A 20,220-nucleotide genomic window follows, 5' to 3' on the forward strand; every position below is an offset into this window, starting at 1 on the left:
CGTCTTGGCCCTCGATCCCGGGGAGTCGGGCCGGTCCGTCGTCATGCGATCCCGATCCACCGTGCGCGCGGAACGGGCGGGGGCGGGCCGGTCCGACGCGTGTTTCCCTGCGAGGTGGTCCCGGCGTGCGGCCGACACCCGCTCACCGAAAGAGGACCGACGTCCGGTTTCGGTCCGTGCCGACCGGGACTCCCAGGGCCCGTACACCGGTCCGTCACACATCATGGGGGAAACTTGAACCGGCACGCTCCGCCCGACGCCCGCGCACAGGACGGCAGTTCACCCCCTCCCGCTCTGGAGGCGGGTCTCGGCGAGGTGCTGTTCGGCTCGCTCCCCCGCGCCGAGCAGCGGCGCAAGGCGGGGTGGTACGTACGGGGACTGCTCGCGCAGCCGGGCCGCAAGACGCTCCGCAACATCGCCCAGCAGTTCGGCGGCGGCTCCGCGCAGCAGAGCGTGCACCACTTCATCAGCGCCTCCCCCTGGGACTGGATGCCCGTGCGCGACGCCCTGGCCGGGCACGTGCACCGCACGCTCGCCCCCGAGGCGTGGGTGATCAGGCCGACCGTGATCCCCAAGGCGGGACCGCACTCGATAGGCGCCGATCCGCAGGACCGGGGGCTCTACGGCCAGCAGGCGGTCGGGATGTGGCTGGCCGGGAGCCGGTACGCGGTGCCGGTCGACTGGCGGCTGCGGCTCTCCGGCCGCTGGCTGGAGGAACCGCTGCGGCGGCGCGTCGGCATACCCCCCGGCGCCTCCTCCGGAACGCTGGAGGACTTCCTCCGCGAGACCGTCGCCGACCTGGGCAGATTCGAGGGCGTGCCCCGCGGTCCGGTCGTCGTGGACGCCGAGGGGATCGACGGTTCCGCGCTCGCCGGCCGGCTCGCCTCCGGCGGCGGGCGCTTCCTGGTGCGCGTCCACGGGGACACCCCCCTGCGCCTGAACCGGGCGAAGTTACCCCGGTTCGGCGACCGGGACCGGACCGCCGGGGAGCTGGCCGCCGCGCTGCCGCGCCTGCGCCGGAGGATCGACGCGGCCGGCGGGCCGGCGACCGTGGTGGTCGTGCCCGTCGCGCAGCCCCGCGCGCGCGGGAGGGAACTCCTGCTGGTGGGGGAGTGGCTCAACGGCCCGGCCGGGAGCGGGCTGTGGCTGACGAACGCCGACCCGGCCGAACTGCCCGCGCTGGTGCGCCTGATGCGGCTGCCGACCGTCGTCGCGCGCGACTTCGCGGACGTCTCCCTCCGGGTCGGGGTCACCGATTTCGCGGGCCGTTCCTTCGCCGGCTGGCACCGGCACATCACCCTCGCCTCCATCGCCCATCAGGTCGCCGCCGCGCATGCCCACCGAGGTGACGGAAAGTGACGGGACTACCGTCCGGTAACTTGACACTCTCTTTGCCATTCCGAGACCCCGGGCCCCCATGGTCCCTAGGGTCGACAAGGACACCGCAGCACACCGATACAGGCGGCCACATGCCGGAACGGGAGCGTGCACCGTGCAGTTCAACCTCATCGGCCCCTTCGAGATCGTGACCGATGACGGCCGTTCCCACGCGCCGCGCGCGCCCAAGATCTGTCAGATGCTCGCCGTGCTCGCCCTTCAGCCCCGCACGGCCGTGGCCACGGACACCCTGGCCCGCGAGCTCTGGGGCGAACAGGCACCGGCGGGAGCGCTCAGGACGCTGCAGACGCACATCTACCACGCGCGCCGACTGCTCAAGGACGTGCTGCCCCTCGCCGACGAACTCCTGACGACCCGGGCGCCCGGCTACCTCCTCGACATCGGGGAGGACCAGGTCGACGCCCTCGTCTTCGAACGGCGCGTCCGCCAGGCCCGGTCGGCCCTCACGGACGGACACCCCGAGCGCGCCGCCGAGTTCCTCGCCGACGTCCAGCGGCTGTGGCGCGGCCCCGTCCTCAGCAACCTCTCCGTCAACGCGGTCCTGACCGGACGCATCGCCCACCTCCAGGAACTGCGCATCCACGCCCTGGAGCTACGCGTGGAGACCGAGCTGCGCCTCGGCCGCTCCCGCGAGTTCCTCCCGGAACTGCGCGCCCTCGTCAACGACCACCCGCTGCACGAGTGGTTCCACGGCCAGCTCATCTCCGCCCTGCACCGCGCCGGCCGCCGCGGCGAGGCCCTGCAGGCCTACCAGAGCCTCTACCACATCCTCAGGAGCGAACTGGGCCTGGAGCCCTCGGCGGAACTCCAGCGCCTCCAGTCCGAGATCCTCCGGTCCGAGATCCTCCACACCGAAGTCCCCGAGCCGCGCCGCGCCCCGCACGGGCACACCGGCCGGCTCTCGGCGCGCCGGCTGACGAGCGGCGCACCCCTGTAACGGCCCCTAGGGGAGGGGCGTGCCGCGCGCCGTGATCCAGAGCTCGTACCACTCCTCGTGGGTGAGGCGCGGTTCGGCGGTGGCGGCGTCCCGGCAGGCCTTGATGCGGGCGGGGCTGGTGGTCCCGATGACGGGGACGATGCGGGCCGGGTGCCGCCGGAGCCACCACAGGACGATCGTCTCCGGGGTCGTGCCCTTGGCCTCGGCCAGCCGGGCCACCAGATCGGCGGTGGCGTGCTCCTCCTTGGTCTCCTGCCGCCCGGTGAAGCGCCCCTGGGCGAGCGGCGCCCACGCCTGGAGGCCGACGCCGTGGGCCAGGCAGTGCTCGACGGTGCCGGCGGGGAAGCCGTTGGCGGCCGAGGCCGGGGTGTTGACGAGGACCCCGTCCTCCAGCCAGTCGCGCCTGGCCAGGCTCATCTCCAGCTGGTTCACCGCCAGCGGCAGCGAGAGGTGGGCCTGGAGGCGGGCGATCTGCGGGGCGTTCATGTTGGAGACGCCGAACCGGCGGACGAGCCCCTGCGCGTGCAGCGAGTGCAGGGCCTCCGCCACGTCCTCGGGGTCCGCGAGCGGGTCGGGACGGTGCAGCAGGAGCGTGTCCAGTACGTCGGTGCGCAGCCGGGTCAGGCTCTCCTCGACCCTCCGCCGGATCGACGAGCCCCGCAGGTCGTACAGGCCCGGCCGGTCGCCGCGGGAGAGCACGATGCCGCACTTCGACTGGATGCTCATGCGCGCGCGGAGCGAGGGGTGCCGGGACAGGACCTCGCCGAAGACCGCCTCGGCCTTGCCCTGCCCGTAGATGTCGGCGTGGTCGAAGGTGGTGATCCCGCTGTCCAGCGCGGCCTCGACGGCCCTCTCCGCGGCCTCGACGTCGGCGGCCGCGTACGACTCGGCGTCCCAGGGGCCGCCGAGCCCCATGCAGCCGAGGACCAGCCGCTCCGTTCTCGGGGATGTGGTCACGAGGGAGCCTCCTGCGGGGCACGGGGCGACCGACCCGGCACCGGGCCGGCCGGCACGCCCGACCGGTGGTGGGCCGCTGGTGGATCGGCCGGTGGAATGCTACCCCGGGCGGCACGCGGCGGAATGCGGCCGCCCTGCCGTTCCCGCGCGGGGCGCGAAGACCGGTCGTACCCGTACTCACGGTCGCGCCGTGCCCATGGTCGCGCCCGTACCCGTACCCGTACCCACGGCCGTACCCGTACCCACGGCCGCGCCCGTACGCGTATCCCGTCCGCCCGTCCGCCCGTCCGCCCGTCCGCCCGTCCGCCCGTCCGCCCGTCCCCCGCGCACCGCGTCCCGCCCCCGTACGCCGGACACCTCGACCCCGGTCGGCAGCGGCGCCCCCTCCGGGCCACCGGGAACGCCGGATCCTCCGCCATGGGCCCGAGGCGTACACCCCGTAGGGGTGTCACGCCGGGTGCGCGGTGTCCGGCCCGTCCGGTAGGGCCCCCTAACCCACGCGCCCCCGGCTGTCAGTCCGTAACCTTCCGGGGTCTCCCGGACGCCACCCCGTTGCTACGTTCCAGACCGCCCGGCCACACGGCCCGGCCGCCGGGTCCGCGCGGTCCGGTGGCGGAACGGTGCTCTCCGCCGCGCCGGGCGCCTTCCCACGCTTTCCGACCCGGAGGTCACGTTGAGCGCACAGCACCCTTCCCGAAGGAACCTCCTCAGGGCCGCGGGCGGCCTCTCGGCCGCGGCGGCCCTGGGCGGCGCGGGCGTCCTGGCCGCGGCCGGACCGGCCTCCGCCGTCGGAGACGGCTTCGGGCTGCGCATCGTGGAGCGCGGCGAGACCGACCACCGCATGTGGTACTACCGGTTCGCCACCAGCGCGATCGGCTGGAACCCCGCCGTCAACGTCCTCCTGCCCGACGGCTACCACGGCAGCGGCCGTCGCTACCCGGTGCTCTACCTCCTCCACGGCGGCGAACAGGACTTCATCACCTTCGACCGCGAGGGCGTCCGCGCCTGGACCGCGGGCAAGCCGATCATCGTCGTCATGCCCGACGGCGGCCGGACCGGCTGGTACTCCAACCCCGTGAGCTCCAACGTCGGCCCGCGGAACTGGGAGCACTTCCACATCGCGCAGCTGATCCCGTGGATCGACGCGAACTTCCGCACCTACGCCGAGTACGACGGCCGTGCCGTGTCCGGCTTCTCGATGGGCGGCTTCGGGGCGCTGAAGTACGCCGCCAAGTACTACGGGCACTTCGCCTCCGTCAGCGCCCACTCCGGCCCGGCCAGCCTCCGCCGCGACAACGGCATGGTGGTCCACTGGGCCAACGCCACCTCCGCTGCCCTGGAACTGGGCGGCGGCACGGTCTACGGAGCACCGTTCTGGGACGAGGCCCGGGTCAACGCCGACAACCCCGTCCAGCGGATCGAGAGCTACCGCCACAAGCGCGTCTTCCTGGTCGCCGGCACCAGCCCCGACCCGGTGAACTGGTTCGACACCGCCAACGAGACCCATGTCCTGGCCGGGCAGCGGGAGTTCCGTTCCCTCCTCGGGAACGCGGGAATCCCGCACGAGTGGCACGAGCCGTCGGGCGGCCACTTCATCCGCCACGACATGATGCGCCGGGACATCGACGGCGTCATCGCCCGTCTCCGCAAGGCGTGAGCGGAGTCCTCGTTGTCCTCCGCGCCCTCCGGACCCTCCGCGTCTTCCGCGTCCTCCGCACGACACCCCGGCAGCGGGCCGCCCGTCCCGATGCGAAGCCAGACCCCCCAAGGTGAGGAGCGTTCCGTGTCTCCCGGTCCCTCCGGATTCCCCGGTCTTTCCCGACGCGTGCTGAGCCGCGTCCTCGTCCTGGCGGCCGCGCTGCTGCCCGCACTGGCGGTTCCGGCCGCCGCCGCCCCGGCCGCGCCCCGGGCGGCGGCCGCCGTGTCCGCTTCGGCGTGCCCGGCCGCCGGCATGGTGAGCCAGCCCTTCCACAGCGGCCACAACGGCGTCGACATCGCCAACGCCGTCGGAACGCCGATCTACGCCGTGGGCGACGGAGAGGTGACCATCTCCGGTTACACATCGGACTACGGCCAATGGATCCGCGTCCTGCACCCCGACGGGAAGATCTCCGAGTACGGGCACATGTACCGGCGGGACGTCTCCGTCGGCGACCGCGTCGTGGCCGGCCAGCAGATCGCGCTGATGGGCCAGGAGGGCAACTCGACCGGCCCCCACCTCCACCTGCGGATCTGGGCGAACGCCTCCACCTCGTACGGCATCGACCCCGAGATCTACCTCGCGCAGGGCGGCATCACCCTGCCCTGCCTCCCGGGCAGCGGTCCGCGCCCCAAGCCGCTCGTGTACCCGGCGGAGTCGGGCCGTGTGGTGTCGGCGCGGTCGGCGGACGGGCGTCTGGAGGTGTTCGCGGCCGGAGCCGACGGGATCCACCACGCCTGGCAGACGGAACGGAACGGTTCCTGGTCGGCCTGGGAGTCCCTCGGCGGCCCGGGCAACGCGGAGTTGGCGATCGCGCCGAACGCGGACGGTCGCCTGGAGCTGCTGGCGCTCAACGGCAACACCTTCCAGCACCGCTACCAGCTGGCCCCGTCGGGTGGCTGGTCGGGCTGGGAGGGCTTCGGCGGGGGCGGGAAGGACGTGGCCGCCGGGGTCAATGCCGACGGTCGGATCGAGGTGTTCGCCTCGGGTCCGGTGGGGCTGTTCCACAAGTATCAGAAGGCGCCGAACGGCGGTTGGTCGGACTGGGAGCCGACCGGCGGTGGTCCCGCCGACAGCCGGGTGGAGATGGGGAAGTCGCCCGACGGGCGTCTTGAGGTCTTCGCGCTCAACGGGAGCACCTTCCAGCACCAGTACCAGACGGCGCCGAGCGGCGGCTGGTCGGGTTGGGAGTCCTTCGGTGGCGGTGGCAAGGACGTAACCGTGGACCACAACGCCGACGGCCGGATCGAGGTGTTCGCCTCCGGGCCCGTGGGCGTCTTCCACAAGTATCAGAAAAACGCCACGAGTTGGTCGGACTGGGAGCCTACCGGCGGACCGGCGGATGCGCAGCTCACCAGTGAGCGCACCCCGGACGGACGTGTCGAGGTGTTCGCGATCAATGGCAGTACGGCCGCGCACATCTGGCAGACCGGGGTCAACGCGCCGTACGGCGGGTGGGAGACCTTCGGCACCGGCGGTACGGAGATCACGGCGGCCGGAAACGCCGACGGCCGGATCGAGGTCTTCGGTACCAGCCGCGCGGGCGTCTACCACAAGTGGCAGACCGGGTTCGCCAGTTGGTCCGACTGGGCCTGGGTGAACAACACCGCGGGCCCCGCCCTCGACTGACCCGCCACGCCCACCCCACGCACCACGACACCGAAGGAGACAGCAGGTGACCAGCGTCCAGCGCTTCTCGCCGACGAGCACCACGCCACCCCGACGCCGCGCCCCGCACCGGTTCGCTCTCTCGGTCCTGACGTCCCTGCTCGTCGCCGCCGGCGTCCTCGTCGGGGCCTCGCCCGCCCACGCCGCCCCGAGCGACCTGTGCGCCCAGGTCGGGTACAACGCCGGCTTCCGGGGCGACAGCCTGGTGACCGCCGTCGCCGTCGCCCTCGCGGAGTCCAGCTGCAACCCGTCGGCGTCCAACGTCCAGAACAACACGCCCCCCTCCACCGACCGGGGCCTGTGGCAGATCAACGACTACTGGCACTCCGAGGTCGGCGACGCCTGCGCGTACGACGCCCAGTGCAACGCCGACGAGGCCTTCCGCATCTCCTCCGGCGGTACGAACTGGCAGCCCTGGTCCACCTACAACCAGGGCGCGCACAAGCGACACCTGGGCGAGGCGCGGTCGGCGGTGGACCGCCTCGGCCGTCCCGGCGAACCCGGCCCCAAGCCCCTGGTCTACCCGGCGGAGTCGGGCCGTGTGGTGTCGGCGCGGTCGGCGGACGGGCGTCTGGAGGTGTTCGCGGCCGGAGCCGACGGGATCCACCACGCCTGGCAGGTCGAGGCGAACGGCGCCTGGTCCGCGTGGGAGCCCCTCGGCGGTCCCGGCAACGCGGAGTTGGCGATCGCGCCGAACGCGGACGGGCGCCTGGAGCTGCTGGCGCTCAACGGGAACACCTTCCAGCACCGCTACCAGGTGGCCCCGTCGGGTGGCTGGTCGGGTTGGGAGTCCTTCGGTGGCGGTGGCAAGGACGTGGCCGCCGGGGTCAACGCGGACGGTCGGATCGAGGTGTTCGCTTCAGGTCCGGTGGGGCTGTTCCACAAGTACCAGAAGGCGCCGAACGGTGGCTGGTCGGACTGGGAGCCGACCGGTGGCGGCCCCGCCGACAGCCAGGTGGAGATGGAGAAGGCCAAGGACGGACGCCTGGAGGTCTTCGCGATCAACGGGAACACCTTCCAGCACCAGTACCAGACGGCGCCGAGCGGCGGCTGGTCGCGGTGGGAGGACTTCGGCGGCGGCGGCAAGGACGTGACCGTGGACCACAACGCCGACGGCCGGATCGAGGTGTTCGCCTCCGGACCCGTCGGGGTCTTCCACAAGTACCAGACGAGCGCCACGAGTTGGTCCGCATGGGAGCCGACCGGCGGGCCCGCCGACTCGCGGCTCAGCAGCGAGCGCACCCCGGACGGGCGCGTCGAGGTGTTCGCGATCAACGGCAGTACGGCCGCGCACATCTGGCAGACCGGGGTCAACGCTCCCTACGGCCCGTGGGAGACCTTCGGCACCGGCGGCACCGAGGTCGTCGCCGCCACCAACGCGGACGGCCGGATCGAGGTCTTCGGTACCAGCCGCGCGGGCGTCTACCACAAGTGGCAGACCGGGTTCGCCAGTTGGTCCGACTGGGCCTGGGTGAACAACACCGCGGGGCCCGCCCTCGACTGACCCGCCCCCACCCTCACGGCCCGAGGCCGGCCGAGCCCCCCGCACGGCCGGCCTCGGGCCCCTTTCCGGAGACGTACATGCGACCGATCAGCAGACGGAACCTGTTGCGGGGCACCGCGGCGGCGGGAGCCCTCCCCCTCCTCGGAGCCGGCGCGACCGCCGCGATAGCGGGGACCGTCCCGGCCCCGAGGTGGATCGGCGCGGGCCCCTTCACGCACGTGTACGACCCCTCCACCGCCGCCGGTCCGCGCTACCTCAACGACCACACGCTGATCAGGGCGCGCGGCCGCTGGCACCTGTTCAGCATCGTCGGGAACAGCGCCCCGCGCGGCGAGTCCCCGGACAGCGCGGCGGAGACCTCCTTCGCCCACGCCTCCGCCCCCACCCCGTACGGGCCCTGGACCACCCACGCCGACGCCCTCACCGTCGACCCGTCGTACCACGGCGAGGAACACCTGTGGGCGCCGCACGTCATCGAGGCGGACGGCAGGTTCTGGATGTTCTACGCCGCCGGCGGCGCGAGCGGCGCGGCGATCAACCTCGCCACCTCCACCGACCTGTTCACCTGGACCCGCGAGCCGTCCGGACCGCTCTTCCGGGGCCTCGTCGCGCGCGACCCGATGGTGCTGCGGACCGGCGACGCCTGGACCATGTACTACACCGAGCTCTCGGGCCCGGGCGGCCACCACGTCGTGGCCCACCGCAGGTCCGCCGACCTCGTCCGCTGGAGCGCGCCGGGCGTGGCCTTCGCCGACGCGAGCACGGACGCCACCGTCTCGGTCACCGAGTCGCCGTACGTCGTCGCGCGCGACGGCTGGTACTACCTGTTCCTCGGCCCCAGGGGAGGCTACGAGGGGACCGACGTCCTGGCGTCCCGCGACCCCCACCGCTTCGACGTCACGGGGTACGCGGGCCACGTGGCCGGCCACGCCGTCGAGGTGGTCGCCGACGGGGACACCTGGTACGCCAGTGCCGCCGGCTGGTTCCGGCAGGGGCTGTACGTGGCGCCCCTGGAGTGGCGGGACACCCCGCCGCCCTGGCAGAGCCCGGACAACCCGGTGGCCGCCCTCGACGCCTCCGGCCGCCTCACGGTGTTCGCGCTCGCCGCCGCCGACCGCTCGATGCTCCGGCGCGTCCAGCTCGACCCGGCCGCCGACACCTGGTCGGGCTGGGAGGCCTTCGGCGGCCCGGCCGGAGCGGTCCCCACCCTGGGCCGGAACGCGGACGGCCGCCTGGAGGTGTTCTCGCTCGCGCCGGGAGGAGCGAACCTGCACCACCGGGTCCAGCGGCCCGACGGCGGCTGGTACGGCTGGGAGGAGTTCGGCGGCCCGGCGGGCGCCGCCCCCGCCGTCGCCCGTGACGCCGCCGGCCGTCTGGAGGTCTTCGCGCCGAGCCCCGGCGGCGCCTCCGTCGCCCGGCGCCGGCAGCGGACGCCCGGGTCGCCCGACTGGGACCCGTGGGAGCCGGGCTTCTGCGGGGCCGTGGGCGCGCCTCCCTCGGTGGCCGTCAACGCCGACGGGCGCCTGGAGGTCTTCGCCCTCGAACCCGGCGGCTCCGGGATCCGGCACCGGTGGCAGGAGGGCCCCGGCGGGGCCTGGACCGCCGCGTGGCACCGGTTCGGCACCGTCGCAGGGACCGCACCGCGCGCGGCGAGGGACGGCGGCGGGCGGCTCACCGTCACCGCCGTCGGACCCTCGGGCGCGGGAACCTTCGCCCGGCGCCAGACCGTGCCGAGCGGCGGCTGGGACGAGTGGCTCCCGCTCTTCGGCTGGAGCGCCGCCGCCCCCGCGCTCGCCGTCAACGCCGACGGGCGCCTCGAAGCCTTCTCCCTGGCCCCCGGCGGCGCCCGGCTCGTACACCGCTGGCAGACCGGCCCCGGCGGACCCTGGGACCCCGCCCGGGAGTTCGGCGAGCCCGGTCTCCGGCTCGCCGCCACGCCCACGGCCGCGGTCGACGCCACCGGACGGATCCACGTCCTCGCCGTCACCACCGACGGACTGGTCCGCACCCGGGTGCAGGAACGGCCCAGCGGCGGCTGGCGCCCGTGGAGCGCGTTCGGCGACCGCCCGGTCGCGCCGCTCGTGTCCGGAACCCCTTCCGGCTGACCCCCGCCGCTCCGGTCTCCGGCCGGGCCGCTCGGATCGCGCCAAGAGAGGTGCGGGAGAAAGGGGGACCGGCGGGGCGGAGACCGTGAAGGACCGGCCTCCGCCGCCGTCCGGGGCAGTGACCTTTCCCACCTTGTGTCCGCCCCGGGTCGGGGTCCCTCTCGCCGGGGCCCGTCTCCCCGCAGACACCGGAACGCCACCTTCCGCCGTTCCGGGAACCGGAAAAAAGCTCTCATGACCGTTTCGGCGGGGGAGTCGTGGTGTCCCGCGTCACAACGCGGCCGGGACGGCCCCGCGCCCCGGAACACCCCCTCGCCCGCCCGCCGGACGGCCGTGGAACCCGAACGTCGAGTCCCGGCCGAAGTGGCCGAAGCACGGCGGTGAACCGCCCGGACGGGTGGGTATCGTTCCGCTCGTCCGACAACCGGGACGGGGAACGGGGGGAACGGTGAGCGGCGTAGTCGTCCATCTGCCGCAGGGCGTCGGGGGCGCCGACGGCGACGAACGGCGCACCGGCGCGGTGACGCTGCGGCTCGGCCCGGGCGAGGTCGCCCGCTTCGGGCGCGGCTCCCCGGCCGTCCCCGTCGAACTCCGCCTGGCCGACGCGGCGGTCTCCCGGCTCGCCGGGGAGATCCGCGTGACCGACGACCACTGGCAGCTGACGAACCACAGCACCAGCCACAGCTACTTGGTGGAGAACCCGGAGGGCGCGGGCGAGTACCTCAGGGTCCCGCCCCGGCGGGTCGGGGCGCCCGTCCCCTTCGAGTTCGCCCGGGTCGTCCTGCCCGCCCGGGGCGAAACCCCCGTCTCCTTCCAGGTGTTCGCACCGGACCACGTCTACCTCGACCCCGAGGCCGTGGACGGCCCCTGGGGAAGCCGCACGGTCACCGCGTACTCCCTGGACGAGACCGCCACCTACTTCCTCGTCCTCGTCGCGCTCTGCGAGCCGCGCCTGCGCGACCAGTCCCGCGTGGCGGTCCCCACCACCCCCAGCATCGCCGAGCGGCTCAGGGCCCATCCCGCCCACGCCGCCCTGACCGCCCGGGCGATCAGCTCGCACATCGACTACCTCGCCGAGGAGAAGCTGCGCATCGAGGTCCCCGGCGCCCACGACCCGGGCAAGGGCGAACGCCGCAACGGCAAACGGGAGGAGATCGTCGGGCTCGCCCTCAGGTTCGGGCTCGTACGGGAGGAACACCTCGCGCTGCTGCCGCCCGTGACCGGGGCCGGCGGGCGGGAGCGGCAGACCGCGCGATGACACCGCCGCACGCCGTGGACGGCACCACGGGACGCGACGGTACGGACCTGCTCCCGCCCGGCCACCGGGTGGGGCGGTGGGAGGTCGTCGAACCGATCGGATCCGGCGGCTGGGCCACGGTCTACGCGGGCCGTCCGGCCGGCGGCCCCGAGGACCGGGCCGACGGGGCCTCCCGCGCCGACATGGCCTTTCGCACCGACGTGGCTTCCCGTACCGACGTGACTTCCCGTACCGACGTGACTTCCCGGCCCGACGGGGCCTCCCGTACCGACGTGGCTTCCCGTACCGACGGGGCCTCCCGTACCAGCGGGGCGGACGTCGCCCTCAAGATCATGCCGACCGCCGGGCTCGCGCCGCGTCAGGCCCGGGGGATCGTGGAGTCCGCGCGCCGCGAGGTCGAACTCGGCCGCAGGGCCGGACACCCCCGGCTGATCGGCCTCCTGGACTCCTTCGTCCTCTCCGCGCCGGACCGCCCCTCCCTGGACGGCGCGATCGTGCTCGTCATGGAGCGGGCCGAGCGCAGCCTCCGCGACCTCATCGACGCGGGAGTGCCCGAGGCCGATCGAGGCCGGATCGTCGAGGGCATCTGCGAAGGGCTCGCCCACCTCCACCGGTCGGGCTGGGTCCACGCCGACCTCAAGCCGGAGAACGTCCTCCTCGGCGGGGACGGCTCCGTGAAGCTCTCGGACTTCGGCCTCGCCACCGAACTGACCGGCACCCACGGCCACGTGCCCCCGATGGGGACCCTCGACTACCTCCCGCCCGAGCGCTGGCGGGCGCCCCTCGGAGAGCTCGGCGTCCGGATCCGGCCCAGCGCCGACGTCTGGGCCCTCGGCATCGTCGTCCACGAGCTGTTCGCCTCCGGCGTCCCGCCGTTCCCCGGGGCCACGCCCGTCGCACGGGGCGCCGCCGTCCAGGCGTACGGCGAGGGGCGCGCGCCCCTCCGGACGAGCCACGCCCTGCCCCCGTTCTGGCGCGCGTTCGTCACCGACTGCCTCGCCCCGACCCACGCGGCCCGCGCCCCGCACACGGCCGAGAGCCTGCTCGCCCGCGCCGCCGCCCGGCCGGAGGAACGGGAGGCGGCGGCGGGACGGCCGCGCGGCCGGAGGACCCGTGCCGTCGTCCTCGCCGCCGCGCTCTGCGGAACCGCCGGCGCGACCCTCTGGTCGGACGCCGTCCGGGGCGGCGCCCCCGCACCGCAGGGCGGCGCGGCCACGCCGTACGGCACGGTCCGGGTCTTCAACGCGGAGCGGGGCTGCCAGGACCGGACCGACCGGGACCCGCAGTGCAGCCTCGGCCTGGCGGTCGACCCCCGGAGCCCGTACACCGCGGACAACGTCGTCCCGACCCGGGTGTGGCACGGCGACCTCCTCACGGCCGACTGCCAGGTGCCCGACGGGGAGCCCGTCGTCGACGAGGAGGACCTGCGGTCCACCCGGTGGTTCCGCGTCCGCCTCCCGTACGGCTCCGAACCGTCCGGCGCCTGGCTCCCCGCCGTCCGCACGAAGGACCGCCCGGCGCTGCCCCGGTGCGCCGAGACGCGGTGGCGTCATCGGGATTTCATCGGTCCTCCCTAGCGTGGCCGCGTCCGGGCGAAGGCCAGTACCCCAGGGAAGGACGCCTCCGTGCCACGCAGGAGAACCAGAGCGAGACTGCCGGTCGCGGTCATGGCCGCGCTGGCGGTGACGAGCACGACGGCCTCCACCGGAACACCGGCCGCCGCGACGCCCGCCGCCGGACCGGACCGGCCGACGATCCGCTACACCGAGTACGGGATCCCGCACATCATCGCCTCGGACTGGGAGGGGCTGGGAACGGGTTACGGGTACGCCGCGGCCAAGGACAACGTCTGCGTCCTGGCCGACACCTATCTGATGGTCGACGCCCAGCGGTCCCGGTACCTGGGCCCCGACGGCAGGGCGAGCCCCGGGCAGAACCAGGACACCACCACCAACCTCAACAGCGACCTGTACTTCCAGCGCCTCAAGGACGACCGCGTGGTGGAGCGGCTGCTCGACCTGCCCGCGCCCGACGGGCCGGAGCCGGAGGTCCGGGAGACCGTGCGCGGCTACGTCCGGGGGTACAACCGGTACCTGGCGGAGACGGGCGCGTCCGGCATCACCGACCCGGCCTGCAAGGGAGCGGCCTGGGTGCGGCCGATCACGGAGCTGGACGTCTACCGGCACGCCCACGCCGAGATCATCATGGGCGGAGCCGACGCCCTCCTCGACGGACAGGTGAACGCCGTGCCCCCGGGCGCGTCGGCGGCGTCCGCGTCCGCCGGGAACGCGGGCCAGGCGAAGCCCTCGAAGCCGGTGAAGCCGGCGAAGCCCGAGGAGGTCGCGAAGGGCATCCGGGCCGCCCTGGAGGCCAACCGCCGGGACAGCATGGGCAGCAACGCGCTCGCGGTCGGCTCGCAGGGCGTCTCAGGCGGCACCGCGATGCTGCTCGCCAACCCCCACTTCCCCTGGCAGGGCAAGAACCGGATGTGGCAGAGCCACCTGACGATCCCGGGGAAGCTCAACGTCTCCGGCGCCAGTCTGCTCGGGCTGCCCGCCGTGAACATCGGGCACAACGACGACGTCGCCTGGAGCCACACCGTCGCCACGGTGGCCCCCTTCGGCCTCTTCGACGTGCAGGTCGACCCGCTGAACCCGACCACGTACCTGGTCGACGGCGCCTGGGAGAAGATGACCTCGCAGCGGGTCTCCGTCGACGTGCGGAACGCGGACGGCTCGCTCGGCAAGGTCACCCGGACCCTGTGGTCCACCCGCTACGGGCCGGTCACGAACTCGATCATGGGCTACCCGCTGCCCTGGGTGGTCAGCGCGCACGTGGTGCGCGACCCGAACAGGGACAACCTGCGGGCGCTGAACACCTGGTTCGGCCTCGACCGGGCCCGGGACGTCCACGACGTGGTGGACGTCCTGGAGACCACCCAGGGCGTCCCCTTCTTCAACACGGTCGCCGCCGACCGCGGGGGCAACGCGCTGTACGCGAACATCCAGGCCGTACCGAACATCACCGACGAGCACGCGCGGGCGTGCCTCACCGAGACCGGGAAGCTCCTCTTCCACCAGACGGTCCCCGGGTCGAACGCCCCGCCGGTCTCCATCCTCGACGGCAAGCGCAGCGCCTGCGACTGGCCCGACGACCCCGACGCGGCCGCGCCGGGCCTCCTCGACCCGCACGCGCAGCCGCGCCTGATCCGGTCCGACTTCGTGGGCAACGCCAACGACAGCCCCTGGCTGGCCCACCCCGAACAGCCCCTGTCCTACCCCCGGGTGATGGGCGACACGGCGGCGCCCCGGTCGCTGCGCACCCAGGAACTGATCCTGACCGCGCGGAAGCGGATCGACGGCACCGACGGCCTCCCGGGCCGGGGCTTCACGCCGGAGACCATGGGGCGACTGCTCTTCTCCGACAACAGCAGGGCCGCCGACCTCACCCTCGACGCCACGGTGAAGGCCTGCCGGGACGTCCCCTTCGGACTCGTCCTGGTGGACGGCAACCTGGTCGACGTCCGGGAGGCGTGCCCGGTCCTCGCCGCCTGGAAGAGCCACGACTTCACGGCGGACAGCCGGGGATCCTGGCTGTTCGCGCACTACTGGGCGTACCTGAGCGGCGGGAAGAAGCTCGGGGACCTGCCGTGGAAGGTCCCCTTCGACCCGAAGAGCCCGGTGCACACGCCGAATTCGCTGGACTCCGGGAACTCCGCCGTCCGCGACGCCCTCGCCCGGGCCGTACTCGCGCTGCGCAAGGCGGGCGTCCCGCTGAACGCGCAGCTGTCGGACGTCCAGCGGATCACCCGCGCCGGCGAGCAGATCCCGATCCACGGCTCGCTCGGCGAGCTGGGCGTGCTGAACGTCATCACTCCCGGACGGGTCGACGGGAAGTTCGACGTCACCTTCGGATCCAGTTTCGTCCAGCAGGTGCGGTTCACCGCAGACGGTCCGCCCGAGGCGTACTCCGTCACGGCCTACTCCCAGTCGGCCGACCCGACCTCGCCGCACCACGCCGACCAGACCAGGCTGTTCGCGGCGAGCGGATGGGTCACCGGGCGGTTCACCGAGGAGCAGATCGCGGCCTCGCCGGAACTGCGGATCAAGGTCCTGGACTGAAACCGCTCCGCACCCTCACGAAAGGGAACGCCATGACAAGAACACCGCACGGGACACCGCGCAGCACATCCCCCAGGGGGACATCGCGCAGGACGTCGCACAGGGCGTCGCACTGGTGGAGGACCGCCGTGGCGTGGATGGTCGCGGCCGTGGCCGTCCTCGCCCCGGCGGGGACGGCGCGGGCCGCCGAGCCCACCGTCCCGCCGAAGCTGGAGGACGGGTTCGGCCTCACCCAGGCCGCCCCGCCCGTGGGCACCGCCCGCGACTTCCACCTCACGGTCACCACGCCCGAGGTGGCCGGCGAGCAGCACATCAAGATCATCCTGCCGAGCGGGTACTACGACGACCCGACCCGGCGCTACCCCGTGCTCTACTTCCTGCACGGCTCGCCCGACGACCCGGTCGGGCAGAACTATCCGGCGCTGCGCATGTCCGATCGGATGATCACCGTCATTCCGGACGGCGGCGCCCGGGGCTGGTACGCCAACTGGCTCAACCAGAAGACCGCGGCCGGCGCCCAGAACTGGGAGAACTTCCACCTCAAGCAGGTCATCCCGTTCATCGACGCCAACCTGCGAACGGTCGCCACCAAGAAGGGCAGGGCCGTCGCCGGGGTCTCCATGGGCGGGTTCGGCGCCTTCCACTACGCCCAGGTCCGGCCCGACCTGTTCAGCCAGACCGCGTCCCTGTCGGGAGACATCGACCTGTCGGCCAGGTCCATGGACCTGCGGTTCGCGGTCGTCGCCTCCCTCATCGACGCCCAGGGCGCGGTCTGCGCCTCGGCGTCCGGGTTCTGCGACCCGAACGACTCGCCGTACAAGCCGGGCGTGGACAGCGACGCCGCGTTCGGCTCGCCCTACCCGGTGTTCAACGCCGACTGGCGGTGGAACCAGGTGGACCCGCAGCAGCACATGGACAAGCTCGCCGGGATCGGGATCTCCATCTACACGGGTGACGGCGGCGGTTCGATCGGCACCCTGGAGTTCTGGGTCGCGGGCGCGGCCAAGAACGTCAAGGCCCGGCTGGACGCCCTCGGAATGCCGTACTACTACGTCAACTACGGCGACGGCTCCGGCTGGGGCACCCGGTGCGACGGCAACCACAACGCGGGCTGCTGGGAGGAGGACCTCCGGGACCTGATCCCCCGTCTGGAGCGGTCCTTCGCCTCCTGACCCGTACGGGCCGGTCCCGTCACCGCCCGGTGACGGGACCGGCCTCGTCCCCGCGCAGGATCCTCCGGTGCGTCCGCCGCAGCAGCGGGCTCGGCGGAACCCCCAGCTCCTCGGCGAGCCGGCGGCGGACGCCGTCGAACACGGCCAGCGCGTCGGCCTGCCGGCCCGTCCGGTGCAGCGCGCGCATCAGCATCGCCGCCACCGGCTCGTCCAGGGGGCGGGCCGCCGACAGGGCGAACAGCTCGGCGATCGTCTCGGAGTACTGCCCCAGGCGCAGCTGGCACTCCAGCTTCCGCTGGACGACGGCGGTCCTGCGCTCGCCGAGCCGCAGCCGCTCCAGCTCGGCCAGCGGACCGGGCAGGCCCTCCAGGGGCTCCCCCCGGAACAGCCCGAGGGCCAGGGAGCACAGGCGGACCACCTCGTCCGGGGCGTCCGCCCGCTCCGCCGCCCCGACGCGGGCGATCAGCTCCTCCAGGCGCGCCGCGTCCACGTCCACCGCGCCGGGGGCCAGCCGGTAGCCGCGCCGGTCGTACTCGATGACCCGGTCCGGGCCGTCCCCGGCACACAGGGCCTTGCGCAGCCGGTAGACGTACACCGGCACCACGTTCGCGACCGGCGGTTCCGTCCCCCACACCCCGTCGAGCAGCACCCGTCGGCTGACCGTCCGCCCCGCGCTCAGCGCCAGCGCCGCCAGGACGGCCTGCTGGCGGAGGTGGCCCAGGGGCAGCGGCCGCCCGTCCCGCCACGCCCGCACCGGCCCGAGCACGGAGATCCGCACCTCCGGTCCGGCCGCCCGGCGGACGGCGGCCCCCGGCACCCGCTCCGCCCGCCGGGCGCGGGGGCCGCGGCCGGGGACGGCCAGACCGCAGTCGAAGGCGTGGACGATGGCGGCGGCCCGGTCGCGCAGACCGAGCTTCACCAGGATCCGCGCGAGGTGTTCGGCCACGGCGTCCTCCGGCACGGCGAGGGCGGCGGCGATCTCGTCGTCCCGCAGGCCGCAGCCGACCGCGGAGAGCACCTCGCGCTCCCGGGGCCCGAGCACGGCGGCCGTCGGCCGGTCCGTGGTGGCGGTCGTCGACAACACTGCTCCCCGAACTGCGAATCCCAACCCGGTAGTTACGGACTGCGGTCCGCGAACCGGCCGGCCCGGCGGACGCGGTCGACAAGGTAGCCGCGGGAGCGCCGCGCGGGGCATCCGGAACGATCCGGAGTGACACGCGCGGCCGGGCCCGGAGGGCCCCGCCCGCGCGGGGGAGCGGGAGGCGGCAGCCGGCGGCCGGGAAGACTTCCGGGATCCGGCAGTGAACCCCCGTACCGCCGCGTGGCACCATGGACCGGCCCGCGCCGGAGCGATCATGAGGGGCCGTCGGGAACGGCGCCGGTTCCGGACCCTGGCATCCGAGGGGGGAACCATGACCGTAGTGCCTCAGGCGAACGGGCGGCTGCACACCGGCGGGCACATGGTCGTGTGCGGGGACGACGCGCTCGCGCACCGGATCGCCGCCGAACTCGCCGACGTGTACCGGCAGTCCGTCACCCTGGTCGTACCGCCGCCGCTCGGTTTCGAGGGAGCGGCGAGCCAACCGACGAGCCTCTCCCGGGCCTCGGCGCTGTTCGGCCGGATGAGCGCGGCGGTCGGGCGGCCCGGCGGACCGCCGGGCGAGGTCGTGGAGGCCGCGCCGGGCGCGGGGGTGCGGGAGGTGACCGCCGCCCTGCCCGACGACCGGACCCTGTCGGAGGTCGGCGTGGCACGGGCCTCGGCCCTCGCCCTCCTCTACGAGGACGACGAGGCCAACATGCGGGCCGCGTTCCTCGCCCGGCGCCTCAACCCGAGGATCCGGCTGGTCCTCAGGATGTACAACCGCAACCTCGGCCGGCGCATGGCCGAACTGCTCGACCAGGCCACCGACCTCACGCTCCCCGAGAACGACCGGGGCCGGCACGACGCCTCGACGATCGTCCTCTCCGACGCCGACACCACCGCCCCGGCGCTCGCCGCCACCGCCGTCGCCGGGACCCGCAAGATCGTCCAGGCCGACGGACTGCTGCTGCGCGCCGCCGAGCGGCTGCCCGGCCGCCCCGGGGACGTGGCCGCGCCCGGCCTCGCGACCCTCGCCCTGCTGTCCTCCACCACCAGCGACCCGGCCGGCGCCGAGGGCTCCGACCGCAGCGGCCCGCACGCCCCCCAGCTGCTCCCCGACGACGCCGCCGTACGGGCCGCCACCGGGCGCGGCACCATCGTCCTGGAGGCCGTCACCCACGAGCCGGTCACGCCCCGCAGGCGCACGAGCCGGGGGGCCTCGCTCAAGGAACTCCTCTCGCGCCGGCTGCGCTGGGCCCTCGCGGGCGTCGTCGCGGCCGTCACCGTCCTGGCCGTCGTCTCCTCGGTCATCACCGACGACTCCCCGCTGCACGCCGTCTACATCACCCTGCTCGACCTGTTCGCGATCGCCGAACCCGCCGTCGACGACTCCGCCCCCCGCCAGATCCTCCAGCTCCTCACCGGTTTCGTCGGCCTCGCCCTGCTGCCCCTGCTCGTCGCCGGTGCCCTGGAGGCGTTCGGCGCCTACCGCAGCGCCGCCGCGCTGCGCCGGCCGCCGCGCGGACTCGCCGGGCACGTCGTCCTGCTCGGTCTCGGCAAGATCGGCACCCGTGTCCTGGCCCGGCTCCGCGAGCTCGACATCCCGGTGGTGTGCGTGGAGGACGACCCCGACGCCCGGGGCGTCGCGCTCGCCCGGAGCCTGCGCGTCCCCGTCGTCCTCGGCGACGTCACCCAGGAGGGCGTCCTGGAAGCGGCCAAGGTGCACCGCGCGCACGCGCTCCTCGCCCTCACCAGCGCCGACACCACCAACCTGGAGGCCGCGCTGTACGCGCGCACACTCGCCCCGGAGCTGCTCGTCGCCCTGCGCCTGTACGACGACGACTTCGCCACCGCCGTCTACCGCACCCTGCGCGCCGCCCACCCCGAGGCCCTCACCCGCAGCCGCAGCGTGTCCACCCTGGCCGCGCCCGCCTTCGCCACCGCCATGATGGGCCGCCAGATCCTCGGCGCCATCCCCGTCGAACGCCGGGTGCTGCTCTTCGCCGCGCTCGACGTCGCCGGGCAGCCGCAGTGGGAGGGGCGCACGGTCCAGGAGGCCTTCCGGCCCGGCGCCTGGCGCGTCCTCGCCCTCGACACCACCGCCCCCCAGGCCCGCCGCCCCGACCTCACCGCCGCCCACGACCCCGACGCCCCGCCGGGCCTCCTGTGGGACCTCCACTCCGGCTACGTCCTGCGCCCCGAGGACCGCGTCGTCATCGCGGCGACCCGCGCCGGCCTCGCCGAACTCCTCGAACGCTCCCGCACGTCCGCCGACCGGGGGCGGTGAACCCGCCGCTCCCGGACCCGGGCCCGGGAGCCG

13 protein-coding genes are annotated in these 20,220 nt (G+C 74.2%); 11 read left to right on the forward strand and 2 right to left on the reverse strand.

The annotated features are described in order from the left end of the window. Positions 1-234: 234 nt before the first annotated feature. Entirely contained in the window at positions 235-1,359 is a 1,125-nt protein-coding gene (locus ACIQVI_RS03165) for an IS701 family transposase (RefSeq protein ID WP_403590331.1), read from the forward strand. Between the two features lie 133 nt (positions 1,360-1,492). Beyond that, positions 1,493-2,335 carry an AfsR/SARP family transcriptional regulator gene (locus ACIQVI_RS03170; RefSeq protein WP_351971368.1) on the forward strand — a complete coding sequence of 281 codons (843 nt, stop codon included), beginning with the start codon at positions 1,493-1,495 and terminating at the stop codon, positions 2,333-2,335. 6 nt (positions 2,336-2,341) lie between these two features. Here ACIQVI_RS03170 and ACIQVI_RS03175 read toward each other — a convergent pair whose 3' ends face one another. Next, complete coding sequence (locus ACIQVI_RS03175; protein WP_403590335.1) at positions 2,342-3,292, reverse strand: aldo/keto reductase family oxidoreductase; 951 nt, start codon at positions 3,290-3,292, stop codon at positions 2,342-2,344. Positions 3,293-3,965: 673 nt separating this feature from the next. Here ACIQVI_RS03175 and ACIQVI_RS03180 point away from each other — a divergent pair. The 8 genes from ACIQVI_RS03180 (at position 3,966) to ACIQVI_RS03215 (ending at position 16,819) form a co-directional block, all read left to right on the forward strand. Beyond that, a complete protein-coding gene (locus ACIQVI_RS03180; RefSeq protein ID WP_351971366.1) occupies positions 3,966-4,949 on the forward strand; it encodes an esterase family protein in 984 nt (327 codons plus the stop codon). Positions 4,950-5,075: 126 nt separating this feature from the next. After that, positions 5,076-6,620: a peptidoglycan DD-metalloendopeptidase family protein gene (locus ACIQVI_RS03185; RefSeq protein ID WP_403590339.1), complete on the forward strand. Its 1,545-nt coding sequence runs from the start codon at positions 5,076-5,078 to the stop codon at positions 6,618-6,620. Between the two features lie 46 nt (positions 6,621-6,666). Beyond that, positions 6,667-8,163 carry a hypothetical protein gene (locus ACIQVI_RS03190; protein ID WP_403590342.1) on the forward strand — a complete coding sequence of 499 codons (1,497 nt, stop codon included), beginning with the start codon at positions 6,667-6,669 and terminating at the stop codon, positions 8,161-8,163. A gap of 77 nt (positions 8,164-8,240) precedes the next feature. Continuing rightward, a complete protein-coding gene (locus ACIQVI_RS03195; protein WP_403590345.1) occupies positions 8,241-10,268 on the forward strand; it encodes a family 43 glycosylhydrolase in 2,028 nt (675 codons plus the stop codon). Positions 10,269-10,716: 448 nt separating this feature from the next. Further along, complete coding sequence (locus ACIQVI_RS03200; protein ID WP_403590348.1) at positions 10,717-11,526, forward strand: serine/threonine protein kinase; 810 nt, start codon at positions 10,717-10,719, stop codon at positions 11,524-11,526. Then, positions 11,523-13,103, forward strand: a complete 1,581-nt coding sequence (locus tag ACIQVI_RS03205) for a serine/threonine-protein kinase (RefSeq protein WP_403590351.1) — start codon at positions 11,523-11,525, stop codon at positions 13,101-13,103. Before ACIQVI_RS03200 ends, ACIQVI_RS03205 begins: the two co-directional genes overlap by 4 nt. 48 nt (positions 13,104-13,151) lie before the next feature. Then, on the forward strand, positions 13,152-15,647 hold the full coding sequence (locus tag ACIQVI_RS03210) for a penicillin acylase family protein (protein ID WP_403590354.1): 2,496 nt from the start codon (positions 13,152-13,154) through the stop codon (positions 15,645-15,647). 137 nt (positions 15,648-15,784) lie between these two features. Beyond that, a complete protein-coding gene (locus ACIQVI_RS03215) occupies positions 15,785-16,819 on the forward strand; it encodes an alpha/beta hydrolase-fold protein (protein ID WP_351973295.1) in 1,035 nt (344 codons plus the stop codon). Between the two features lie 19 nt (positions 16,820-16,838). Here the strand turns inward: ACIQVI_RS03215 and ACIQVI_RS03220 are convergent, their stop codons facing one another. Next, complete coding sequence (locus ACIQVI_RS03220; RefSeq protein ID WP_403590356.1) at positions 16,839-17,900, reverse strand: BTAD domain-containing putative transcriptional regulator; 1,062 nt, start codon at positions 17,898-17,900, stop codon at positions 16,839-16,841. 331 nt (positions 17,901-18,231) lie between these two features. Here ACIQVI_RS03220 and ACIQVI_RS03225 point away from each other — a divergent pair, with 331 nt between their 5' ends. Continuing rightward, complete coding sequence (locus tag ACIQVI_RS03225; RefSeq protein ID WP_403590359.1) at positions 18,232-20,187, forward strand: NAD-binding protein; 1,956 nt, start codon at positions 18,232-18,234, stop codon at positions 20,185-20,187. The last annotated feature ends 33 nt before the right edge of the window (positions 20,188-20,220 follow it).

The organism is Streptomyces sp. NPDC098101, assembly GCF_044760185.1.
Taxonomy (GTDB): domain Bacteria; phylum Actinomycetota; class Actinomycetes; order Streptomycetales; family Streptomycetaceae; genus Streptomyces.